This window comes from Actinomycetota bacterium (assembly GCA_023488435.1).
In the GTDB taxonomy this organism is placed as follows: Bacteria; Actinomycetota; Coriobacteriia; order Anaerosomatales; family UBA912; genus UBA912.
The window spans coordinates 1-16,445 of sequence record JAMDCK010000056.1 but is presented as its reverse complement, the minus strand read 5'-3'; the positions used below and the strand labels follow the sequence as shown (position 1 = coordinate 16,445).

The window sequence follows — 16,445 nt, the reverse complement described above, 5'->3', positions numbered from 1 at the left end:
AAAGACTTCGCTGTCTCTGCTGGGTGTCGCTCTGCTTGTTGCCATGGTGGCAACCGCGGGCTGCGCAGCTCCGCAAGAGACCACAGAAGAAGTACCGATGACAACTGTCAAGATCGGCATTGGAGTTCCTTTGACCCAGGGTGCAGTGTCCTTGGGAGAGGGAATCGAGCGCGGTGCACAGCTGGCGATTGAGGATTTCAACGCTTCCCCCGAGGCTGAGGAGCTTGGAATCAGGGTCGAGCCTTTCGTGGTCGACGATCAGGGTCTCCCTCAGGTGGGAGTCAACGTCGCTAATCAGCTCGCCAGTGATCCCACGGTAGTCGGTGTTGTCGGTCACCTGAACTCAGGTGTATCGATCGCTACATCTCCGATTTACGGGCGTGCAGGGATCGTGCAGATCACCCCGTCATCCACTAACCCCGCACTCACGCTGGATCAGGAGTACGGTAACGTGTTCCGCGTATGTGCCACAGACCCGGTTCAGGGAGCATTCGCAGCAGAGGCCGCTCTTGGCCCGCTTGGCTTCCAGACCGCCTTCGTGGTTGATGACTCCACCCCTTACGGCGTCGGCCTAGCCGATGAATTCGTCAGGAATTTCGAGGCTGGCGGCGGCACCGTACTCGGTAGGCAGAAGACCAGCGACAGGGACACGGACTTCAGCGCATTGGTCACTCGCATTCGTGCAGAGAACCCTGATGTCATCTACTACGGTGGCATTTATGTCGCCGGTGCACTTTTCGCACGCCAAGCCGATGAGGCAGGTTTCGAGGGTGGATTCTTCGCAGGTGACGGAATCTTCAGCCCGGACTACATCGCTTTGGCGGGAGCCAGCGCAGAGGGCGACTTGGCGACGAAGGTGGGACTTCCTCTTGAGGAGCAGCCCCGCGGCCTTGAATTCCAGGAGAGGTTCGCTACTGAGTTCCCAGACGAAGAAGTCCAGGCATTCGACACCTACGCCTATGACGCAGCCTACGTGATCCTGGCGGCGATCAGGACCGTTGCTGCCGACCTGGGAGCAGACCAGTTGACAACCGAGGCCGGCAGAGCTGCAATCATCGAAGCTGTTGCCGCGACCGACCTTGAGGGCATCACAGGCCCGATCGGTTTCGACGAGAATGGTGATACGACCAACAAGGCGATCACTCTGTTCGTTGTCCGGGACGGCGAATGGGTCGCCCACGAGTAATGGTGGGTGCATAATCTCACCGGTTAGAGTTTTTGGAACCCGGCCAGACGCTCATGCTCTGGCCGGGTTCTGGTGGGAACTCGATTGGTAATTCGATAACATACAATCCCTTCATTCTCTCAGGACAGGTAGGTTTCAGAGGCATTGGAAATCTTCGGACAGCAGCTCGTTAACGGCATCACTCTTGGTGGGATGTATGCGCTGATAGCGCTTGGATACACCCTTGTTTATGGAATCATGCTCATGATCAACTTTGCGCATGCTGAGATGTTCATGGGAGGTGCGTTCGTTGGACTTTTCACACTTACTTTCTTGTCCCAGTTCGATTTCTTGACAGGCTCTGCTCTGGGCATAATCACCCTTTTCCTTTTGACTTTTCTTGTGGCCGGTGTCTCCATCGGGCTACTGGGCGTGTTGATAGAACGAATCGCCTACAGGCCGTTGCGTAACGCTCCGCGACTGGCCGCTCTGATTTCGGCGATCGCCGTGTCGATTCTGCTACAGCAGATGGTCCTGCTGTGGGTCACAGCGCGAACATTGCCGTTTCCCAATGACCTGATGCCCTCCGGCGCACTGGAGTTCGGTGGGGTCACGATCACCTACTTGCAGATCATCATGTTGGTCTCGACCGTCCTTTTGCTCGTGATCCTCGACACTTTCATTTCGAAGACGAAGATCGGGAAGGCCATGCGGGCTACGTCTCAGGATAGAGATGCCGCAGGACTGATGGGCATCGATATCAACAAGGTCATCGGAGTGGCATTCTTCGTCGGCCCCGCATTGGGAGCGGCGGCGGGTATCTTCGCTGGACTATACTACGGTTCCGTGAAGTTCGACATGGGCTTCATTCCCGGAATCAAATCTTTCACGGCGGCGGTCATCGGCGGAATCGGCAACCTCAGGGGGGCGATGCTCGGAGGGCTCCTGATTGGCCTGCTGGAAGCAATGGCTGCTGGCTACATCAGCTCTGGATACCGTGATGTCATAGTCTTCGGCGCACTGCTGCTCGTACTCACCTTCAGGCCCGGCGGTATTCTGGGCCGGTCCACAGTGGAGAAGGTGTAGCCATGGGAGCACAAGTGCTGCAGGTCGGTTCGAAGAACAACAGGAAGGTCGATCGCAAGCAGTGGATCTGGCTGGCCATAGCGATCGTTGCGGCGATCGGGTTGCCGCTTTACTTCCAGTCGGTAGGCAACTTCTTCTTCGTGCGCATTTTCGCGCTCATGGGCCTATATGTAGTTCTGGCCCTTGGGCTGAACATTACGGTCGGCTATGCCGGCCTGTTGGACTTAGGCTATATCGCATTCTATGCGGTAGGGGCATACGTAGGCATGCTATTGGGCTTGCTCCTCCCTGAGGCCATCGCCGGTGCGGGCTATTGGGTCCTGTTACCGGTCTCTGCACTAGGGGCCGCGTTTGCAGGCCTGGTGATCGGATTCCCTGTGCTCAGATTGCGCGGGGACTATCTGGCTATTGTCACTCTGGGCTTCGGTGAGTCGGTCAGGATCGCACTGACCAACGACGTTTTCGGACTGACCCGTGGTCCCAAGGGGCTGCCAGGTCCGGGAGAGTCTGTCGCCGCGCCGGCGGGTCAGGCTGCAATGGTCGAAGCCCTAAGCTTTGGTGACTTCAGGTTCTCCACCGATCTTTGGTGGTACTACATGATCGCCATCCTCTGCGTGATCGCCATCTTCGTGATCCGCAGGCTTGATGATTCGCGTCTGGGTCGTGCTTGGATCGCCATGCGTGAAGATGAGATCGCAGCAGCATCCGTTGGCGTGAATATCCAGTCCACCAAGTTGTGGGCCTTCGCACTGGGTGCGGTGTGGGGTGGAATCGGCGGTATAACGTTCACTTACTGGATCGGGTTCATCAGCCCTGAGTCGTTCAACTTCATGGAATCCGTCCTCGTGGTCTGCATGGTCGTTCTAGGAGGGATGGGCTCCATCCCGGGAGTCGTCTTAGGTGCTGCAATCATCGCGGGACTCCCAGAGATGATACGCTGGACGGCGCAGTCCGAGTTCTTCTCCCAGTTCCTCACCATGGAACAAGCCAACATGGCTGGGCAATACCGCTTCCTGGTATTCGCTGTGGCCCTGATCATCATGATGATCTTCAGGCCGCAAGGAATATTGCCTTCCAAGCGCAGGGCCCTGGAGTTGCATCCTGATCACGCCAAGAACCTCATGGAGCAGAATCAGTCGATGGCTGACCTTGAGGCTGCGAATCGCGCTGAGTCCAGGCACAGAGGGGGCACCCGATGAACGCAGTAGGCAAGAGTGAGGAGACGAACCTCCTCAAGGTAGACGGACTAACGATGGCGTTCGGTGGCCTCAAAGCGGTCAACGAAGTCACCTTCGAAATAGTACCTGGCGAGATTCTCGCTCTCATCGGCCCGAACGGTGCCGGCAAGACAACAGTATTCAACATGCTTACCGGTATCTACAGGCCCACCTCAGGGAAACTCGACTTCAAAGGCAAGTCGTTGATCGCCAAGGCGCCCCATGACATCTGCAAGATGGGGATTGCCCGCACCTTCCAGAACATTAGGCTGTTCGACAACATGACGGCCCTCGAGAACATAATGGTCGGGCGCCACTCCCGCACCAACGCAGGCCCGCTAAGTGCGGTACTCCGCACGCAGGGTTTCAAGCGCGAAGAAAAACAGATCATCGAGGATTCGCTCAAGTGGCTGAGTTTCGTCGGCCTGCTGGACAAGGTCAACGAGCTCGCAAACAACTTGCCCTATGGCGACCAGCGTCGCCTGGAGATCGCACGCGCTTTGGCGACAGACCCGCAACTCCTGCTACTCGACGAGCCTGCCGCGGGGATGAACCCGCAGGAGTCGATCGAGCTCATGGAGCTCGCCCAACGTATCCGGTCCCAGGGAGTCACAGTCCTTTTGATCGAACACGACATGAAGGTCGTCATGGGTGTCGCCGACAGGATCGTGGTGCTCGACTTCGGTGAGAAGATCGCCGAGGGAACCCCTGCCCAGATCCAGCGTGACCCGAAGGTCATCGAAGCATATCTCGGCTCTGGCGCTGAGGCGCTGCTGGCCGAAGGGCAGGAGGAGTCGCGTGCTTAAGGTCGACGCAGTACACACCTTCTATGGCCAGATCGAGGCGCTGAAGGGTATCTCGGTTCACGTGGATGAGGGCGAGATCGTGACGCTGATCGGTGCCAACGGTGCCGGGAAGTCCACGACTCTCAAGACGATCTCGGGACAGTTGTCACCCACCAAGGGCGACATCATCTTCGATGGCAAGTCGATAGCCGGGATGCCTTCGTTCCAGGTCGCCGGGATGAACATCGTCCAGGTTCCTGAAGGGCGCCGGATATTCCCGGAGATGACCGTTGTGGAGAACCTTGAGATGGGTGCCTACCTGCGCACCGACAAGGAGATACCGCAGGACATGGAGCGAGTGTTCGAGCTGTTCCCGCGCCTGAAGGAGCGTCGGATCCAGCGGGGTGGAACGCTTTCCGGGGGCGAGCAGCAGATGTTGGCGATGGGTCGCGGGCTGATGGCCCGGCCTCGGCTGTTGATGCTCGACGAGCCCTCCATGGGATTGGCGCCGGTTATCGTTGAGTTGGTGTTCGAGACGATCCAGAAGCTCAACGAGTCAGGGATCACGATATTGTTGGTCGAGCAGAATGCTGCGATGGCGCTTTCGGTAGCCAAGCGTGGCTATGTGATGGAGACCGGCAAGATCGTTCTGGAGGGACCGGGCAAGGAGCTGCTTCACAACGAGCAGGTCCGCAAGACCTACCTCGGCGAGCTTTAGGCGTCAGGCCGAGGGCCGCCACTCGCCGGCTGCGAGGAGTGCGCTGAGGGTACGCGCGCTTGCTTCGGCGAGCAGTGCTGCATGCGGATCCTCACTGAGCACCCCGAAGATGGCGAGGTCGGCTTGCTTGCCTGGCTCAAGGGTCCCGAAGTCACCTTCGACTCCCAACGCCTTCGCCCCGCCGACGGTCATGATCGCGATGATCTTCTCGGCGGCTAGGGTGGGGAGGAGGTTGGCGAGCGCTCTCGCCTCCTCGAAGAGGTCGAGGTCTGCGTTGCTTGCGAGCGAATCGGTCCCCAGCCCGAGCGTGACTCCGTGCTCCAGCAGCAGCTCCACGGGCGGAGCTCCATTGCCGAGGTAGGCGTTGGAGCGCGGACACACCACGACTCCGCGGGTTTTGGCCGCCAGCAGCGTGGCATCGGCGGCGTCGACCTTCACGCAGTGGATCGCGAGCGCGTCGTCGAGGACTCCCAGCGCATCGAGGTATCGCACCGCTGATGCCCCCGGCGCTTCGAAGCCGACAGCCACGCGAGCTGCGACCGCCGCGAGCGGCCCAGTGCCTGAGGCCAGGAGCTCGGACTCCGCCGCCGATTCGGCGACGTGGATGGCGAAGGGCGCGCCAGCGGAGGCTGCGGCCGAGTGGGCGGCTGCGATCAGCCCCGGCCCGGCGGTGTAGGGCGCATGCGGCGTCAGGCCCTGCCGGATGCGAGCGTCGGCGTGCGGGGCGGGGAAGCACATCTCGCGCAGGCGCGCGGGCAGCTCTTCGGCGGGTATGCCGAGAACCTCCTCGAAGAAGACGCCGCCGATGCCCAGTTGCGAGCCGATGGCGGGAGAGTCCGGGCCGTACGAGATGTCGCCGACCACCGTGACGCCGGAAGCGAGCGACATGCGCATGCCGCGCTCGATCGACTCGCGGATCTCAGAGGCGCTAAGGGCACCCCACGCTGCGGGGATGCGCGAGATCCAGGTGGCGAAGTCGCCCGGGCCCGCGACTCCTTGCAGGCTCGTCATCGCCAGATGCGTGTGCGCGTTGACCAGGCCGGGGAGTATCGTGCAGCCCTCGAAGTGGCGGCGCTCGGCGGTCGGGTGCGCGGCGGCGAGCTCGGCTAGCGTGCCCACGTGCGCGATGCGAGCGCCCTTTACGAGGATCGCCCCGTCGCGGATGGGCCGCGAGCAGATCGGGAGCACCCAGGGCGCCGAGACGAGCATCATCGCTCAGTCCCCGGGCGCGGGCTTTGGTCGCAAGTGCTCTGGGCGCGCGTCAGGAATCGACAGCAGCGACGGCTTGCGCAGGTCGGAGCAGCCACAGGCGCAGGAGGCCGGGTTCGTCTCGGCGATCGTATCGACCACGAGCTTGGCGATGGTCGCGGACTCGTCGAAGAACACCGCCTTGAGCTCGTCGTGTTCCCACGTGCGCACGACGCCCTCACCGTAGTTCACGACGATGTAGACGCCAGCGAAGCACGCGCCGATGTCGCGGGCGAGGAAGATCTCGGGCGAGAGCGACTGGCCGACGACGTCACCTCCCAGGCGGCGCATGTAGTCGACCTCGGCGATCGACTCGAAGCGCGGCCCGTCGGTGACGAGGTAGACGCCGCGGCTGAAGACGCGCGGGAAGCTCGCGGCAGCGCCGGTGTGCAGGCGCGAGGCCAGATCGGGGCAGACCGGATCGCGCATGATGAGCAGATGGTCGCCGCGCACGTAGATGTCCTGCTTCATCGACAGGTCGATGAAGTCGTGCGGGATGATGATGTCGCGCGGGTCGAGCAGGTGATTGAGTGACCCGACGCCGCCGTCGGCGAGTACCTTCGATACGCCGGCCTCGTGGAAGACCCAGAAGGTCTGCAGCGAGGCATCCGCTCGCTTCACGCCTCTGCGCCACCCGTGCATGCGGACTGCGAGCGCTTCGTGTGCGCCGTGCGGGCCATCGACACGGAAGTGCGTGAACGCCGGCGATTCGCCGAAGGGTGTGGCGAAGACGAGATCTTGAGCGAGCACGGTCACGCGCGGGTCATCTAGCCCTTGGGGGAAGTCGAATCCAAGCGAGCCCGATCCTCCGCAGATGCCGAAGTGGGCCTTGGGAACTCTCGCCTCGCTCATGTGGTCTCCTAATCCGTGTCGGCCGCGTCGAATCGCCGGACCGGCCTGTACAGCGTGTCGCGCTGGACCGGGGTGAATCCCGCATCGGCGATAAGCCGCACGAGCTCGTCGCGGGCCATCGAGAATCGCGTCCCCGCAGCTGCGACCACGTTCTCCTCGATCATCGTCGAGCCCATGTCATTGGCCCCGAAGCACATCGCGACCTGGCCGATCTTCGAGCCCTGGGTCACCCATGACGCCTGTATGTTGGTGACATTATCCAGGAACAGCCGAGAAACGGCGAGTGTGCGCAGGTAATCCCATCCGCTCGCAGCGGTCATCGGCGCGCCGGAAGCAAGCTCGGTGTTGCCGGGCTGGAAGCTCCACGGGATGAACGCGCGGAAGCCGGTGTGTCCGTCAGCGAGCGCTTCATCCTGGACCTCGCGGATGCGCAGCATGTGTTCGACCCTCTCGGCAGGTGTCTCGATCCCGCCGAACATCATGGTCGCCGTGGTCGAGATGTCGAGAGTGTGTGCGGCGCGCATCACGTCGAGCCACTGTGCCGAGGTGGCCTTCGCGGGCGAGACGTGCGAGCGCACGCGATCGACGAGGATCTCGGCGCCCCCGCCGGGTAGGGAGTCGAGACCGGCGTCGCGCAGGCGGCGCAGTACCTCGGCGGTTGGCAGGCCCGAGATGCGCGCGAGGTGCACGATCTCTGGGGGGCCGAAGCCGTGGATGTGGATCGGGTGGCAGCGCTTGATGTTGCGCAGCATCTCCTCGTACCACGCTAGCGGCAGGCCGGGATGCATGCCGCCTTGCAGCAGGATGCCGGTGCCTTCGAGTGCGAGTGTCTCGGCGACCTTGGTTTGAATCGCTTCCGGTGTGAGGACGTACGCGTCGGGCGCGCCCTCGTCGCGGTAAAAGGCGCAGAAGCGGCAGCGGCTCTCGCAGACGTTGGTGTAGTTGATGTTGCGGTCGACGATGAAGGTGACGTCGTCGGTGGGGTGCAGGCGGCGTCGCATGTGCGCCGCGGCCGTGCCGAGCGTCAGGATGTCGGCGTCGCTCAGTAGTGCGCAGGCTTCCTCGGGCGTCAGTCGGCGGGCGCCTTCAGCGACCGCGAGCAGGTCTTCCGGCGCCAGACCGCCGCCGGTTGCGCCCTTCGCGCTCATTCGCCGAGCACCTCGATCGTGGGCACCGCATCCAGGCGGCCTATCGCGGCCGCTTCGGCGAGGTAGCGCTCGAGCCCCGCGCGGTACTCGGGCCCGAAGCGGAAGTGCAGCGCGTCGAAGTAGCTGCGGAACTTCGCGGCGTCGAAGTGCTCCCACACGGCAGCGTGCTCCGAGATCTCATCGAGGTGCCCACGGCACCACGCGAGCGACCCGCCAAGCGCCTCGGCCACGATGCTGATGGCCGTCGGGTGCTCGCGCGCGAAGTCGCGGCGCACCGCCCAGACGGCGTACACCATAGGCAGGCCGGTCCACGCCGTCCACTCCGCGCCTAGGTCGTACAGGTGCAGCCCCGCAGGCGGATCCCAGTAGACCCGCAGGGCCTCATCGCCGATGAGCAGCGCAGCATCGGCGTCGCGCAGCATCGCTGGCAGGTCCGGGGGCATCTCGGCGAATGACGGCGTCACGCCCCAGCGCTTGGCGAGCAGGATCTGCGTGAGCACCTGCGAGGTGCGCGAGGTGTTCGTCAGCGCGACGGTGGCGCCTGAGAGTTCCTCGGCAGGTCGCTTCGAGATCAGCAGGATCGACTGCACTTCACCAGCCGAGGAGATCGCGATGTCGGGCATCAGCAGGAACTCCTCGGCGTGTCGGGCGTACTCGATCGCGGGGATGGGCGCGATGTCGAGGTTGCCGGCGAGCAGTTCGCGGGCCAGCTCGGCGGGGTTGGCCTTCACGAGGTCGATGTCGAGCAGCGCCTCGCGCTTGACCATGCCGTAGTAGAGCGGCATGCAGTTGATGAACTGGATGTGCCCTAGGCGGGGGCGATGCATTCGCAGGTCCCTTCGCACGCGGGGTAGACGCGGATCGTGCGGTAGAGCGTGTCGCGCTCGACGGCGGTGTTGCCGGTCTCGCAGATCATCGCGATGAGCTCGTCTTTGGTAAGCGCCTCAGGCGTGGTCGCGCCGGCCATGTGGGTGATCTTCTCCTCGACCACGGTGCCGTCGATGTCATCGACGCCGAATGCGGTCGAGAGCTGCGCGATCTTCAGGCCCACCATGATCCAGAACGCCTTGATGTGCGGTATGTTGTCGAGCATCAGCCGAGCGATCGCCAGCGTCTTGAGGTCGTCGAAGCCGGTCGTGCCCGGGAGCTTCTCGAGCTCGGTGTTGGCGGGATGGAACGCAAGCGGGATGAACGCGAGGAACCCGCCGCTGGCGTCTTGCTGTTCGCGCAGGCGGATGAGGTGGTCGACGCGCTCCTCGGCAGTCTCGATGTGCCCGTAGAGCATCGTGCAGTTGGTCGCGATGCCCAGCGAATGCGCTTCGCCGTGGATCCGCAGCCATGCGTCGCCCGAGGTCTTCTTCTCCCACGCTTCGGCGCGGGTGCGCTCGCTGAAGATCTCGGCGCCGCCGCCGGGGAGTGCGTCGAGGCCGGCCTGCTTGAGGTCGCTAAGGACTTCGAGCGTGGTCTTCTCGGCGATTATCGCCATGTGCTCGATCTCGACCGCGGTGAACGCCTGGACGATCACGTGGTCGGGGACGGCCTCGCGGACCTGGCGCACCATGTCGACGTAGAAGTCGTAGCTCCACTCGGGGTGCAGGCCGCTGACGATGTGGACCTCGTACGCGCCGTCGGCGGCTCCCTCGCGGGCTGCATCGGCGACCGCGTCGAGCGTCATCTCGTAGGCGCCCGGCTCGCCGGCGTCGCGCGCGAAAGCGCAGAACTTGCAGCGGTTGCGGCAGATGTTGGTCGGGTTGATGTGGCGGTTGACCATGAAGTGCACCCGGTCGCCGTTGATTCGCCGCCGCACGTGATCTGCCATCTGTCCGATGCCGAGAAGGTCCCTCGACGCATACAGCGCGATCCCATCGGCTCGATCAAGGCGCTCACCTGCGATCACTTTGCGGGCAATGGGCTCAAGCGCCGGGTCGTGAAGGTGGAACGATGTCACGGGCTCATCTCCTGTTCGTCTGCAGCCGACCGCCGCGATCGCCGTGGCCTGAAAGCAGAGGGCTTCGTCGGCACATATACTATAGTCATTGTGGCGGCAAATGTTAATCTTGAGGCGCCGATAAAAACGGCTTATACTTCGATTCAATATCATGCGGAACTCAGCGGTTCGACCGAAAGGGGCATGTTCGAATGCGAAGCAGTAAGTGGTTGCTACTTGGATTGTCACTGGTACTGGCGCTCGGGTTGGTCGGTTGCGCCCAGAACGAGGCGCCGCCTGCCGACACGTCTGCCGAAACACCCCAGGGACCTGATGTCAGGGTCGGATCGTTCCTGGACTCCGAGGGCGCGATCATCGGCAGCATGATCATCCAGATGCTCGAAGCCAACGACATCCCGACCGTCGACAACACGCGGCTGGGAACGCCGGACATCGTCAGGCGTGCGATGCTCGAGAACGAGATCGACATCCAGGTCGATTACACCGGCTCGGGGCAGTTCTACCACGATGGCGAAGAGGGCAAGGACCTGTGGAGTAGTGCGCAGGAAGGCCACGCCCGCATCGCCGAACTCGACCTCGCGGCAAACGACCTGCACTGGCTGACTCCGTCGCCGGCCAACAACACCGAGCTCATCGCGACCACGCGTGAGTTCGCCGAAGCGAACAACCTGCGCACGATGGAGGACTTCGCGAGGTTCATCAACGAGGGCGGAGAGGCGAAACTGATCGGCTCGGCCGAGTGGATGGAAAGCTCGAAGGGGCTCGCCGGCTTCGAGGAGGCTTACGGCTTCGAGATGGCTCCCGGTCAGCTACTTGGGCTGGCCCACGGAGTGACTGCCGAGATGCTCAAGGCCCTCTCGGAAGGCACTGACGGCGTGAACTTCTCGCTGACGTACGGCACTGACGGCCAGATCGACGACTTCGACCTGGTGGTCCTGGAGGACACGTTGGGCGTTCCGCCGATCTATCTGCCCACCCCGGTCGTGCGCGGTGAGATAATGGAGGCGTATCCACAGATCGAGGAGATCCTGGCGCCTGTCTTCGAGAGTCTGGACCTGGTCACTTTGCAGCAGCTCAACAGGCGTGTCGCCCTAGGCGGAGAGGATGCTTCGGCGGTTGCAAGGGAGTACCTGACGGAGAATGGCTTCCTCGAATAGCAAACGGGATCGAGAACCCGGACAGATGAGGATCGGAGCGGCAGGGGCCTTCTTGGGGGCCCTTGCCACCGTTCTCGGCGCTTTCGTGGTCCTCAGGCCCTCTCGCATCCAGCGCGGTGAGGAGCTCAGCGCACTCGAAGCCTTCGGGAGCGGAGGCTGGTTGCTGCTCGGGCTCTGGATCGCGGCCGCTGTGCTCGCCCTGTTGCTCGCGCGCGGTCTGGCGCGCGGCCGGACTCCCGCCGCCGCGGCGATAGCGGTCCTGGCAGGCGCGACCCTTCCGCTCGGGCTGCTCCTCGCGGCGCAGTCGGCCACAGGTCACGCCGCCACCGCCGAGTGGGCGCGCACCTCGCTCGGCTTCAGCTTCTGGCTGACCGCATTCGCCGTCTACCTTGCGATTTCATCCGCACTTGCCGAGATACGCGGAGCCGCCAGCCGCGCACTGCTGGCGCTGGTCGCCCCTTCGGCAGTTGTAGCACTGATCGCGACGGGCAGGCTCGACAGCCTCTCGATCATGATCGAGTACAACAACTTCGCCCAGCCGCTTACCGAGAACCTCATCCAGCACATCGCATACACGCTGGGAGCCTCGGGCGTGGCGCTGGTGCTTGGGCTCGCGCTCGGCGTGCTCGCGTCGAAACGCGCGTGGGCCGAGAAGAGCGTCTTCGGCGTCCTCAATGTCGCTCAGGTCATGCCGGCACTCGCGTTCATCGGCCTGGTGATGCCGCTCATGGGTTGGCTGCGCGAGAACGTGCCCCTCGCCGAGGAGTTCGGGATCGGCGGGATCGGTTGGGCGCCGGTGTTCATCGTGCTGCTCCTGTACGCGATGTACCCGATCACCCGCAAGACCTACGCGGCGGTCAAAGCCCTCGATGCCGGGATCACCGACGCCGCGCGCGGGATGGGCATGGGTCCGCTTCGCAGGGTGTTCGAGGTCGAGCTGCCGCTGGTGGCTCCGGTCGTGCTCGCCGGCCTTCGCATCGCGCTGGTGCAGACTGCGGCCGGCGCTATCGTTGCCGCGCTGGTGGGCGGCGGCGGACTTGGGCGCATCGTGTTCTACGGCCTCGAGCAGACCGCGGAGGACCTCGTGCTGCTTGGGGTGCTTGCAATCGTCGGCTTAGGGCTGCTCTTCGACATCACCCTGCGGCTAGCAGGCGCAGCCCTTGAACGCAAAGGCGGACTAGGCATCCACACCACCGCGGAGGTCGGCTCATGATCGAGATCATCGGCGTCACCAAGCGATTCGGCGACACCGTGGCCGTCGACGACCTGTCCCTGACCATCGCCGAAGGCACGCTCACGGTGCTCCTGGGCCCCAGCGGATGCGGCAAGACCACGACGCTCCGCGCGATCAACCGCATGGTCGAGATCGACAGCGGCCAGATCCTCATCGGCGGGCGCGACACACGGGCGCAAGACGCCAACGAGCTTCGGCGCAGCATCGGCTACGGCATCCAGAGCGTCGGCCTCTTCCCGCACATGACCGTCGCGCGCAACATCGCGACCGTCCCCAGGCTCCTGGGCTGGGACGCCAAGCGCATCGCCGCCCGCGTCGAGGAGCTGCTCGAGATGGTCGGCCTCGACCCAGCCGTCTACCTGCCGAAGCGACCTCACCAGCTCTCCGGTGGGGAGGCGCAGCGTGTCGGGGTCGCTCGCGCGCTCGCCGCCGACCCGCCGGTGCTCCTGCTCGACGAGCCTTTCGGCGCGCTCGATCCCCTGACGCGCGCTCGCCTGCAGACGGAGTTCGGGCGGCTGCAGAAGGTGCTTCGCAAGACTGTGCTCTTCGTCACCCACGACGTGGAGGAGGCGCTCACGCTCGCCGACACGATCGCGCTCATGCGCGACGGGAGACTCGCGCAGTCCGGCCCGCCGGAGCAGCTGTGGCTCGACCCCGCCGACGACTTCGTGCGCAGCTTCTTCGGCGAGGAGCTCTCGCTCAGGATGCAGATCGCTGCGATGCGGGGCCGCGATGGGTGAGGCACCCGCCATCGTCCGCAACTGGCGCTCGGTCCTGGTGCTCGGCGCACTGCTCGCGTGGATGCTGCTGGACGAGGCCGGGGTGGCGCGCGCCCTTTCGGCGGTCTTCCCTGCGGAAAGCCCGGTCCTGCACGCCCGACATTCACTCGCCGAGATGTTCGCTCAGCATGTGGCGATTACCGCGATGGCGAGCGGGCTGGCGATCGTGATTGGTGGGACGCTGGGATTGCTGCTGCTTACGGGCGCGGGCCGAGAACTTAGGGAGCTGGTTGAGAACCTCACGAGCCTGGGGCAGGTCCTGCCCACAGTTGCGGTGATCGCGCTCATGGTCCCGCTCATCGGCTACGGCACCGAGACCGTCGTTGTGGCTTTGGCGGTCTACAGCGTGCTACCGGTGATGGTCGCGGTCGTCGCGGGAGTCGGGAGCGTCTCGCCCTCTGTGGTCGATGCGGCCACGGGGATGGGGATGGATGCCCGGCAGCGATTCTTCAGGATCCAGGCACCGCTGGCAGCCCCGGTGATCGTGGGCGGCATCAAGAACATGATGATCATCAACGTCAGTGCGGCCGCAATGGGGGCGATAGTGGGGGCGGGCGGGTTCGGTCTTTCGATATTCGCGGGGATCGCGCAGTTCAACTACGCGCTCGTGATCGCCGGCGCACTTCCGACGGTGCTGATGGCGCTCATCATCGACCGGTCGCTGTGAGCTAAGGGGTTCGCGCCTCCGAGTAGGTCTTGTTGCATAATGCAACACAGTCGGCAACAATCGGACGTGTGGAAACCGGCTCGCGGGGCCGGGGCGACAGGTTGAGGGTTCGACCCACGAGGGGTCGGGAGAGGAACGGGGCAGTCGTGCTGGTCTACATCGCTTTCATGGCCATACCCGTTTGTTACTCGATTTTGACCAGACGTCGTCGCTCGCCTGTGGGAGACCAACATCTCGCCGTCGCTCTCGTCTATCTGGCCGTAGTGATTCTCGGACTGATTGTCGCAGCAGCGTCAGGGCGGTTCTCGGGCTTTAGTTTGACTGAGTGGTACGGCTGGGAGGCGGCATGGGGAGCTTTGTTCGGCATCTTCCCCATGCAGTTGATTGAAGGGTCCCGCGACGTGACTAGAGCACGGTGGCGCAGTGAAGGTTTCGCGTTCGCTGTGGCAACGGTGACGTTCTGGCTTGTGACAGGCTTTGCGGGGGCAACGTTTGCCACGCCGGATCACTTGGTGGTTGGAACCGGCCTTGTGTTGATGATGACTCCGGTCGTGATCATTCTCGAGTACCTCTCCGCAAGGCGAACCATGTGAGGTGAACGACATGGAAAGGATCTCCTTCGATGAGTGGGCGATCTTGCATCCGAGTTCTGTGTGGTAGGAGACCCTAGTGGCATCGAAGCAGATTCAAGTCTGGACACACGGCCCTGACTCAGTCACGCCCTCAGACGAGGCGGTGCCGTGTCTCGCACGCGCTGCATGGCCTGGGGCGCATCATATCTGGGTCGAGGGGGAGTTTCTCATCCGAGCGTCTCGTCATACGTCTGGCATGGGTTCAGTCACAGGCGATGGTCATAGGAGAGGGGCGGCATGCGCGTGAAGATTCCCATATCGAGTGGACTAGTCATACTTCTGATGGGCCTGACTGGTATTGCCTTGGCGGGCTGCTTGCCTGGTTTGCAGGACAAAAACTCCATGGATATCGAACGACATGTGCCCGGACCCGGATGGTTTTACGATGGCTGGCAAGATTTCGAAGATCAGCCCGCCATACGCGATTCCTCAGTGAGCTCCAGTGTGGACATTACAGCAGCTGCCGCGGCTTTATGGCCGGTCGTTGTGGCCGACGCAACCCTGACTTTGATTAGGGAGAACGAACAGCCCTCTGACTATCAGCTCGACGAGGTCATCGAAGTCTGGGTTCCGTCAGCTACCAAACAAGACTCTTCGTCAGGAGAGGCTTTCTGGAACAGCATGCAGCCGACGGATGTCTATGTAGTTGTGATGCGGCATCTGGGAGACGGTCGCGGGACCGGTTTTGCGATGGCGAGAAAAGGCGCCGAATGGCAGTACTCGGAGGAGATTCCACTGGATGCCTTAGCCGTCGCGGAAGGAGTGGCCGTTCTGCAGACTAAGGGGATTGATGCTGATTCGGTGCGACTGTTGTGCGGTGGGCCATATGTTTTGTTCTGGCTGATGTACCCAACTTCAAGTGGGGATTATGACGCTTTGCTGCTTGGCACCATCTTCCAACATGATCTGTATATCGCCGACAGGAGGATTGACTGGCATGAGTATGAGTCGGTGCCATGGCGGTTCGTAACTAAACCAATCGAGATGCACCGATTTAAGTGAGTGAAGCTATCTCGCGCGAGAACCGATGCGCAATGTGGACTACGCCACCTACACCTACGACGCGGCAGGCCAGCGCACGCGCGCCGTGGTCACACGAGCAGGTGCCACTACAACTACCAATTACGTGTACGACGGCATCGTGCTGCGTTCACTTTCCGCTACGCAAGGTGTTTCGAACTGGAGGCTTTCGTACCTCTACGACATCCACTCGCAGACGTACTACCTCTCGCAACGTCACTACGACCCGGCCACGTGGGTACTGCTTGACGAGGCAGGTCATATTGTCGGCGTAGGGATCCCTTATGATGAGGAGGTTGCGTCCTGCGAGAAGGGCCCTGGTTTGGGCAGCGACTCTAGTGAGGATGAGGACCAAGCCGATTGTCGATGGTGAAACGCCCAGGGTTTAGGAGGAATGCAGCGTGGGAAAGGCATCACTACACTTGGTCTTCTGGCTACTGGTGCACCAAGCGGCATCATGGATGCTCCAGGTAATGTTGGTGGTGTCTGGCTATTGGCTGGGCCTCGCCGGTTATGGGGCCGTGATCACGCTAGCGGCTCTTGCGGCGCTCATTCTTGGTCGCTCTCTCGGGAGACATGCCCCATATTCCCAGGGAAAACTGATTCCGGGAGTGGTTTTCATGGGCATGTGGATGCTCTCATTCCTGGGAGTACTACCATACCGAGCCATGATGACTCCGCTACTCCCCGGCTTAGATCACGTGGGCATGGATGTCGCATTGGCCTTGGATGCATCCATATGGATCGTGCTTTCACTGGCTGCTACGGCGGGGATTCTCGTCGGGAGCA

17 protein-coding genes and 1 pseudogene are annotated in these 16,445 nt (G+C 62.7%); 13 read left to right on the top strand and 5 right to left on the bottom strand.

Features of this window, described 5'->3' with window-relative positions; all coding sequences use genetic code 11:
- The first annotated feature begins 97 nt into the window (after positions 1-97).
- The 5 genes from M1617_07505 (at position 98) to M1617_07485 (ending at position 4,971) form a co-directional block, all read left to right on the top strand.
- Positions 98-1,186, top strand: coding sequence for a branched-chain amino acid ABC transporter substrate-binding protein (locus M1617_07505; GenBank protein MCL5888114.1), 1,089 nt, complete (start codon positions 98-100; stop codon positions 1,184-1,186).
- Between the two features lie 144 nt (positions 1,187-1,330).
- Positions 1,331-2,251, top strand: a complete 921-nt coding sequence (locus tag M1617_07500; protein ID MCL5888113.1) for a branched-chain amino acid ABC transporter permease — start codon at positions 1,331-1,333, stop codon at positions 2,249-2,251.
- A gap of 2 nt (positions 2,252-2,253) precedes the next feature.
- Positions 2,254-3,450 (top strand): ABC transporter ATP-binding protein, encoded by a 1,197-nt coding sequence (locus tag M1617_07495; GenBank protein MCL5888112.1) that lies wholly within the window; start codon positions 2,254-2,256, stop codon positions 3,448-3,450.
- Positions 3,447-4,274, top strand: a complete 828-nt coding sequence (locus tag M1617_07490; GenBank protein ID MCL5888111.1) for an ABC transporter ATP-binding protein — start codon at positions 3,447-3,449, stop codon at positions 4,272-4,274. Before M1617_07495 ends, M1617_07490 begins: the two co-directional genes overlap by 4 nt.
- Positions 4,267-4,971, top strand: a complete 705-nt coding sequence (locus M1617_07485; GenBank protein ID MCL5888110.1) for an ABC transporter ATP-binding protein — start codon at positions 4,267-4,269, stop codon at positions 4,969-4,971. The genes M1617_07490 and M1617_07485 overlap by 8 nt, the downstream gene beginning before the upstream one ends.
- Positions 4,972-4,974: 3 nt before the next feature.
- On the opposite strand, the gene M1617_07480 is transcribed toward M1617_07485, so the two are convergent.
- The 5 genes from M1617_07480 to mqnE are packed head-to-tail and all read right to left on the bottom strand — an operon-like array spanning position 4,975 to position 10,167.
- Entirely contained in the window at positions 4,975-6,183 is a 1,209-nt protein-coding gene (locus M1617_07480) for an amidohydrolase family protein (GenBank protein MCL5888109.1), read from the bottom strand.
- A 3-nt stretch (positions 6,184-6,186) separates the two neighbouring features.
- Positions 6,187-7,071: an MTAP family purine nucleoside phosphorylase gene (locus M1617_07475; GenBank protein MCL5888108.1), complete on the bottom strand. Its 885-nt coding sequence runs from the start codon at positions 7,069-7,071 to the stop codon at positions 6,187-6,189.
- A gap of 8 nt (positions 7,072-7,079) precedes the next feature.
- Positions 7,080-8,219 (bottom strand): dehypoxanthine futalosine cyclase, encoded by a 1,140-nt coding sequence (mqnC, locus tag M1617_07470; protein MCL5888107.1) that lies wholly within the window; start codon positions 8,217-8,219, stop codon positions 7,080-7,082.
- Positions 8,216-9,046 carry a menaquinone biosynthesis protein gene (locus M1617_07465; protein MCL5888106.1) on the bottom strand — a complete coding sequence of 277 codons (831 nt, stop codon included), beginning with the start codon at positions 9,044-9,046 and terminating at the stop codon, positions 8,216-8,218. Before M1617_07465 ends, mqnC begins: the two co-directional genes overlap by 4 nt.
- On the bottom strand, positions 9,028-10,167 hold the full coding sequence (mqnE, locus tag M1617_07460; GenBank protein ID MCL5888105.1) for an aminofutalosine synthase MqnE: 1,140 nt from the start codon (positions 10,165-10,167) through the stop codon (positions 9,028-9,030). The genes M1617_07465 and mqnE overlap by 19 nt, the downstream gene beginning before the upstream one ends.
- Positions 10,168-10,358: 191 nt before the next feature.
- On the opposite strand from mqnE, the gene M1617_07455 reads away from it, so the two are divergent.
- The 8 genes and pseudogenes from M1617_07455 to M1617_07420 all read left to right on the top strand — a co-directional run.
- Complete coding sequence (locus M1617_07455; protein MCL5888104.1) at positions 10,359-11,324, top strand: ABC transporter substrate-binding protein; 966 nt, start codon at positions 10,359-10,361, stop codon at positions 11,322-11,324.
- Positions 11,325-11,349: 25 nt separating this feature from the next.
- Positions 11,350-12,537 (top strand): ABC transporter permease subunit, encoded by a 1,188-nt coding sequence (locus M1617_07450; protein ID MCL5888103.1) that lies wholly within the window; start codon positions 11,350-11,352, stop codon positions 12,535-12,537.
- Positions 12,534-13,262: pseudogene (locus M1617_07445) on the top strand (ABC transporter ATP-binding protein). The gene M1617_07450 and the pseudogene M1617_07445 overlap by 4 nt, the downstream one beginning before the upstream one ends.
- A gap of 28 nt (positions 13,263-13,290) precedes the next feature.
- Positions 13,291-14,004 carry an ABC transporter permease gene (locus M1617_07440; GenBank protein MCL5888102.1) on the top strand — a complete coding sequence of 238 codons (714 nt, stop codon included), beginning with the start codon at positions 13,291-13,293 and terminating at the stop codon, positions 14,002-14,004.
- Positions 14,005-14,150: 146 nt separating this feature from the next.
- Positions 14,151-14,597 carry a hypothetical protein gene (locus M1617_07435; protein MCL5888101.1) on the top strand — a complete coding sequence of 149 codons (447 nt, stop codon included), beginning with the start codon at positions 14,151-14,153 and terminating at the stop codon, positions 14,595-14,597.
- Positions 14,598-14,873: 276 nt separating this feature from the next.
- Entirely contained in the window at positions 14,874-15,638 is a 765-nt protein-coding gene (locus M1617_07430) for a hypothetical protein (protein MCL5888100.1), read from the top strand.
- A 25-nt stretch (positions 15,639-15,663) separates the two neighbouring features.
- Positions 15,664-16,029 carry a hypothetical protein gene (locus M1617_07425; GenBank protein MCL5888099.1) on the top strand — a complete coding sequence of 122 codons (366 nt, stop codon included), beginning with the start codon at positions 15,664-15,666 and terminating at the stop codon, positions 16,027-16,029.
- 28 nt (positions 16,030-16,057) lie between these two features.
- Positions 16,058-16,445: hypothetical protein (locus M1617_07420; protein ID MCL5888098.1), on the top strand; the 388-nt coding region annotated here is incomplete at its 3' end.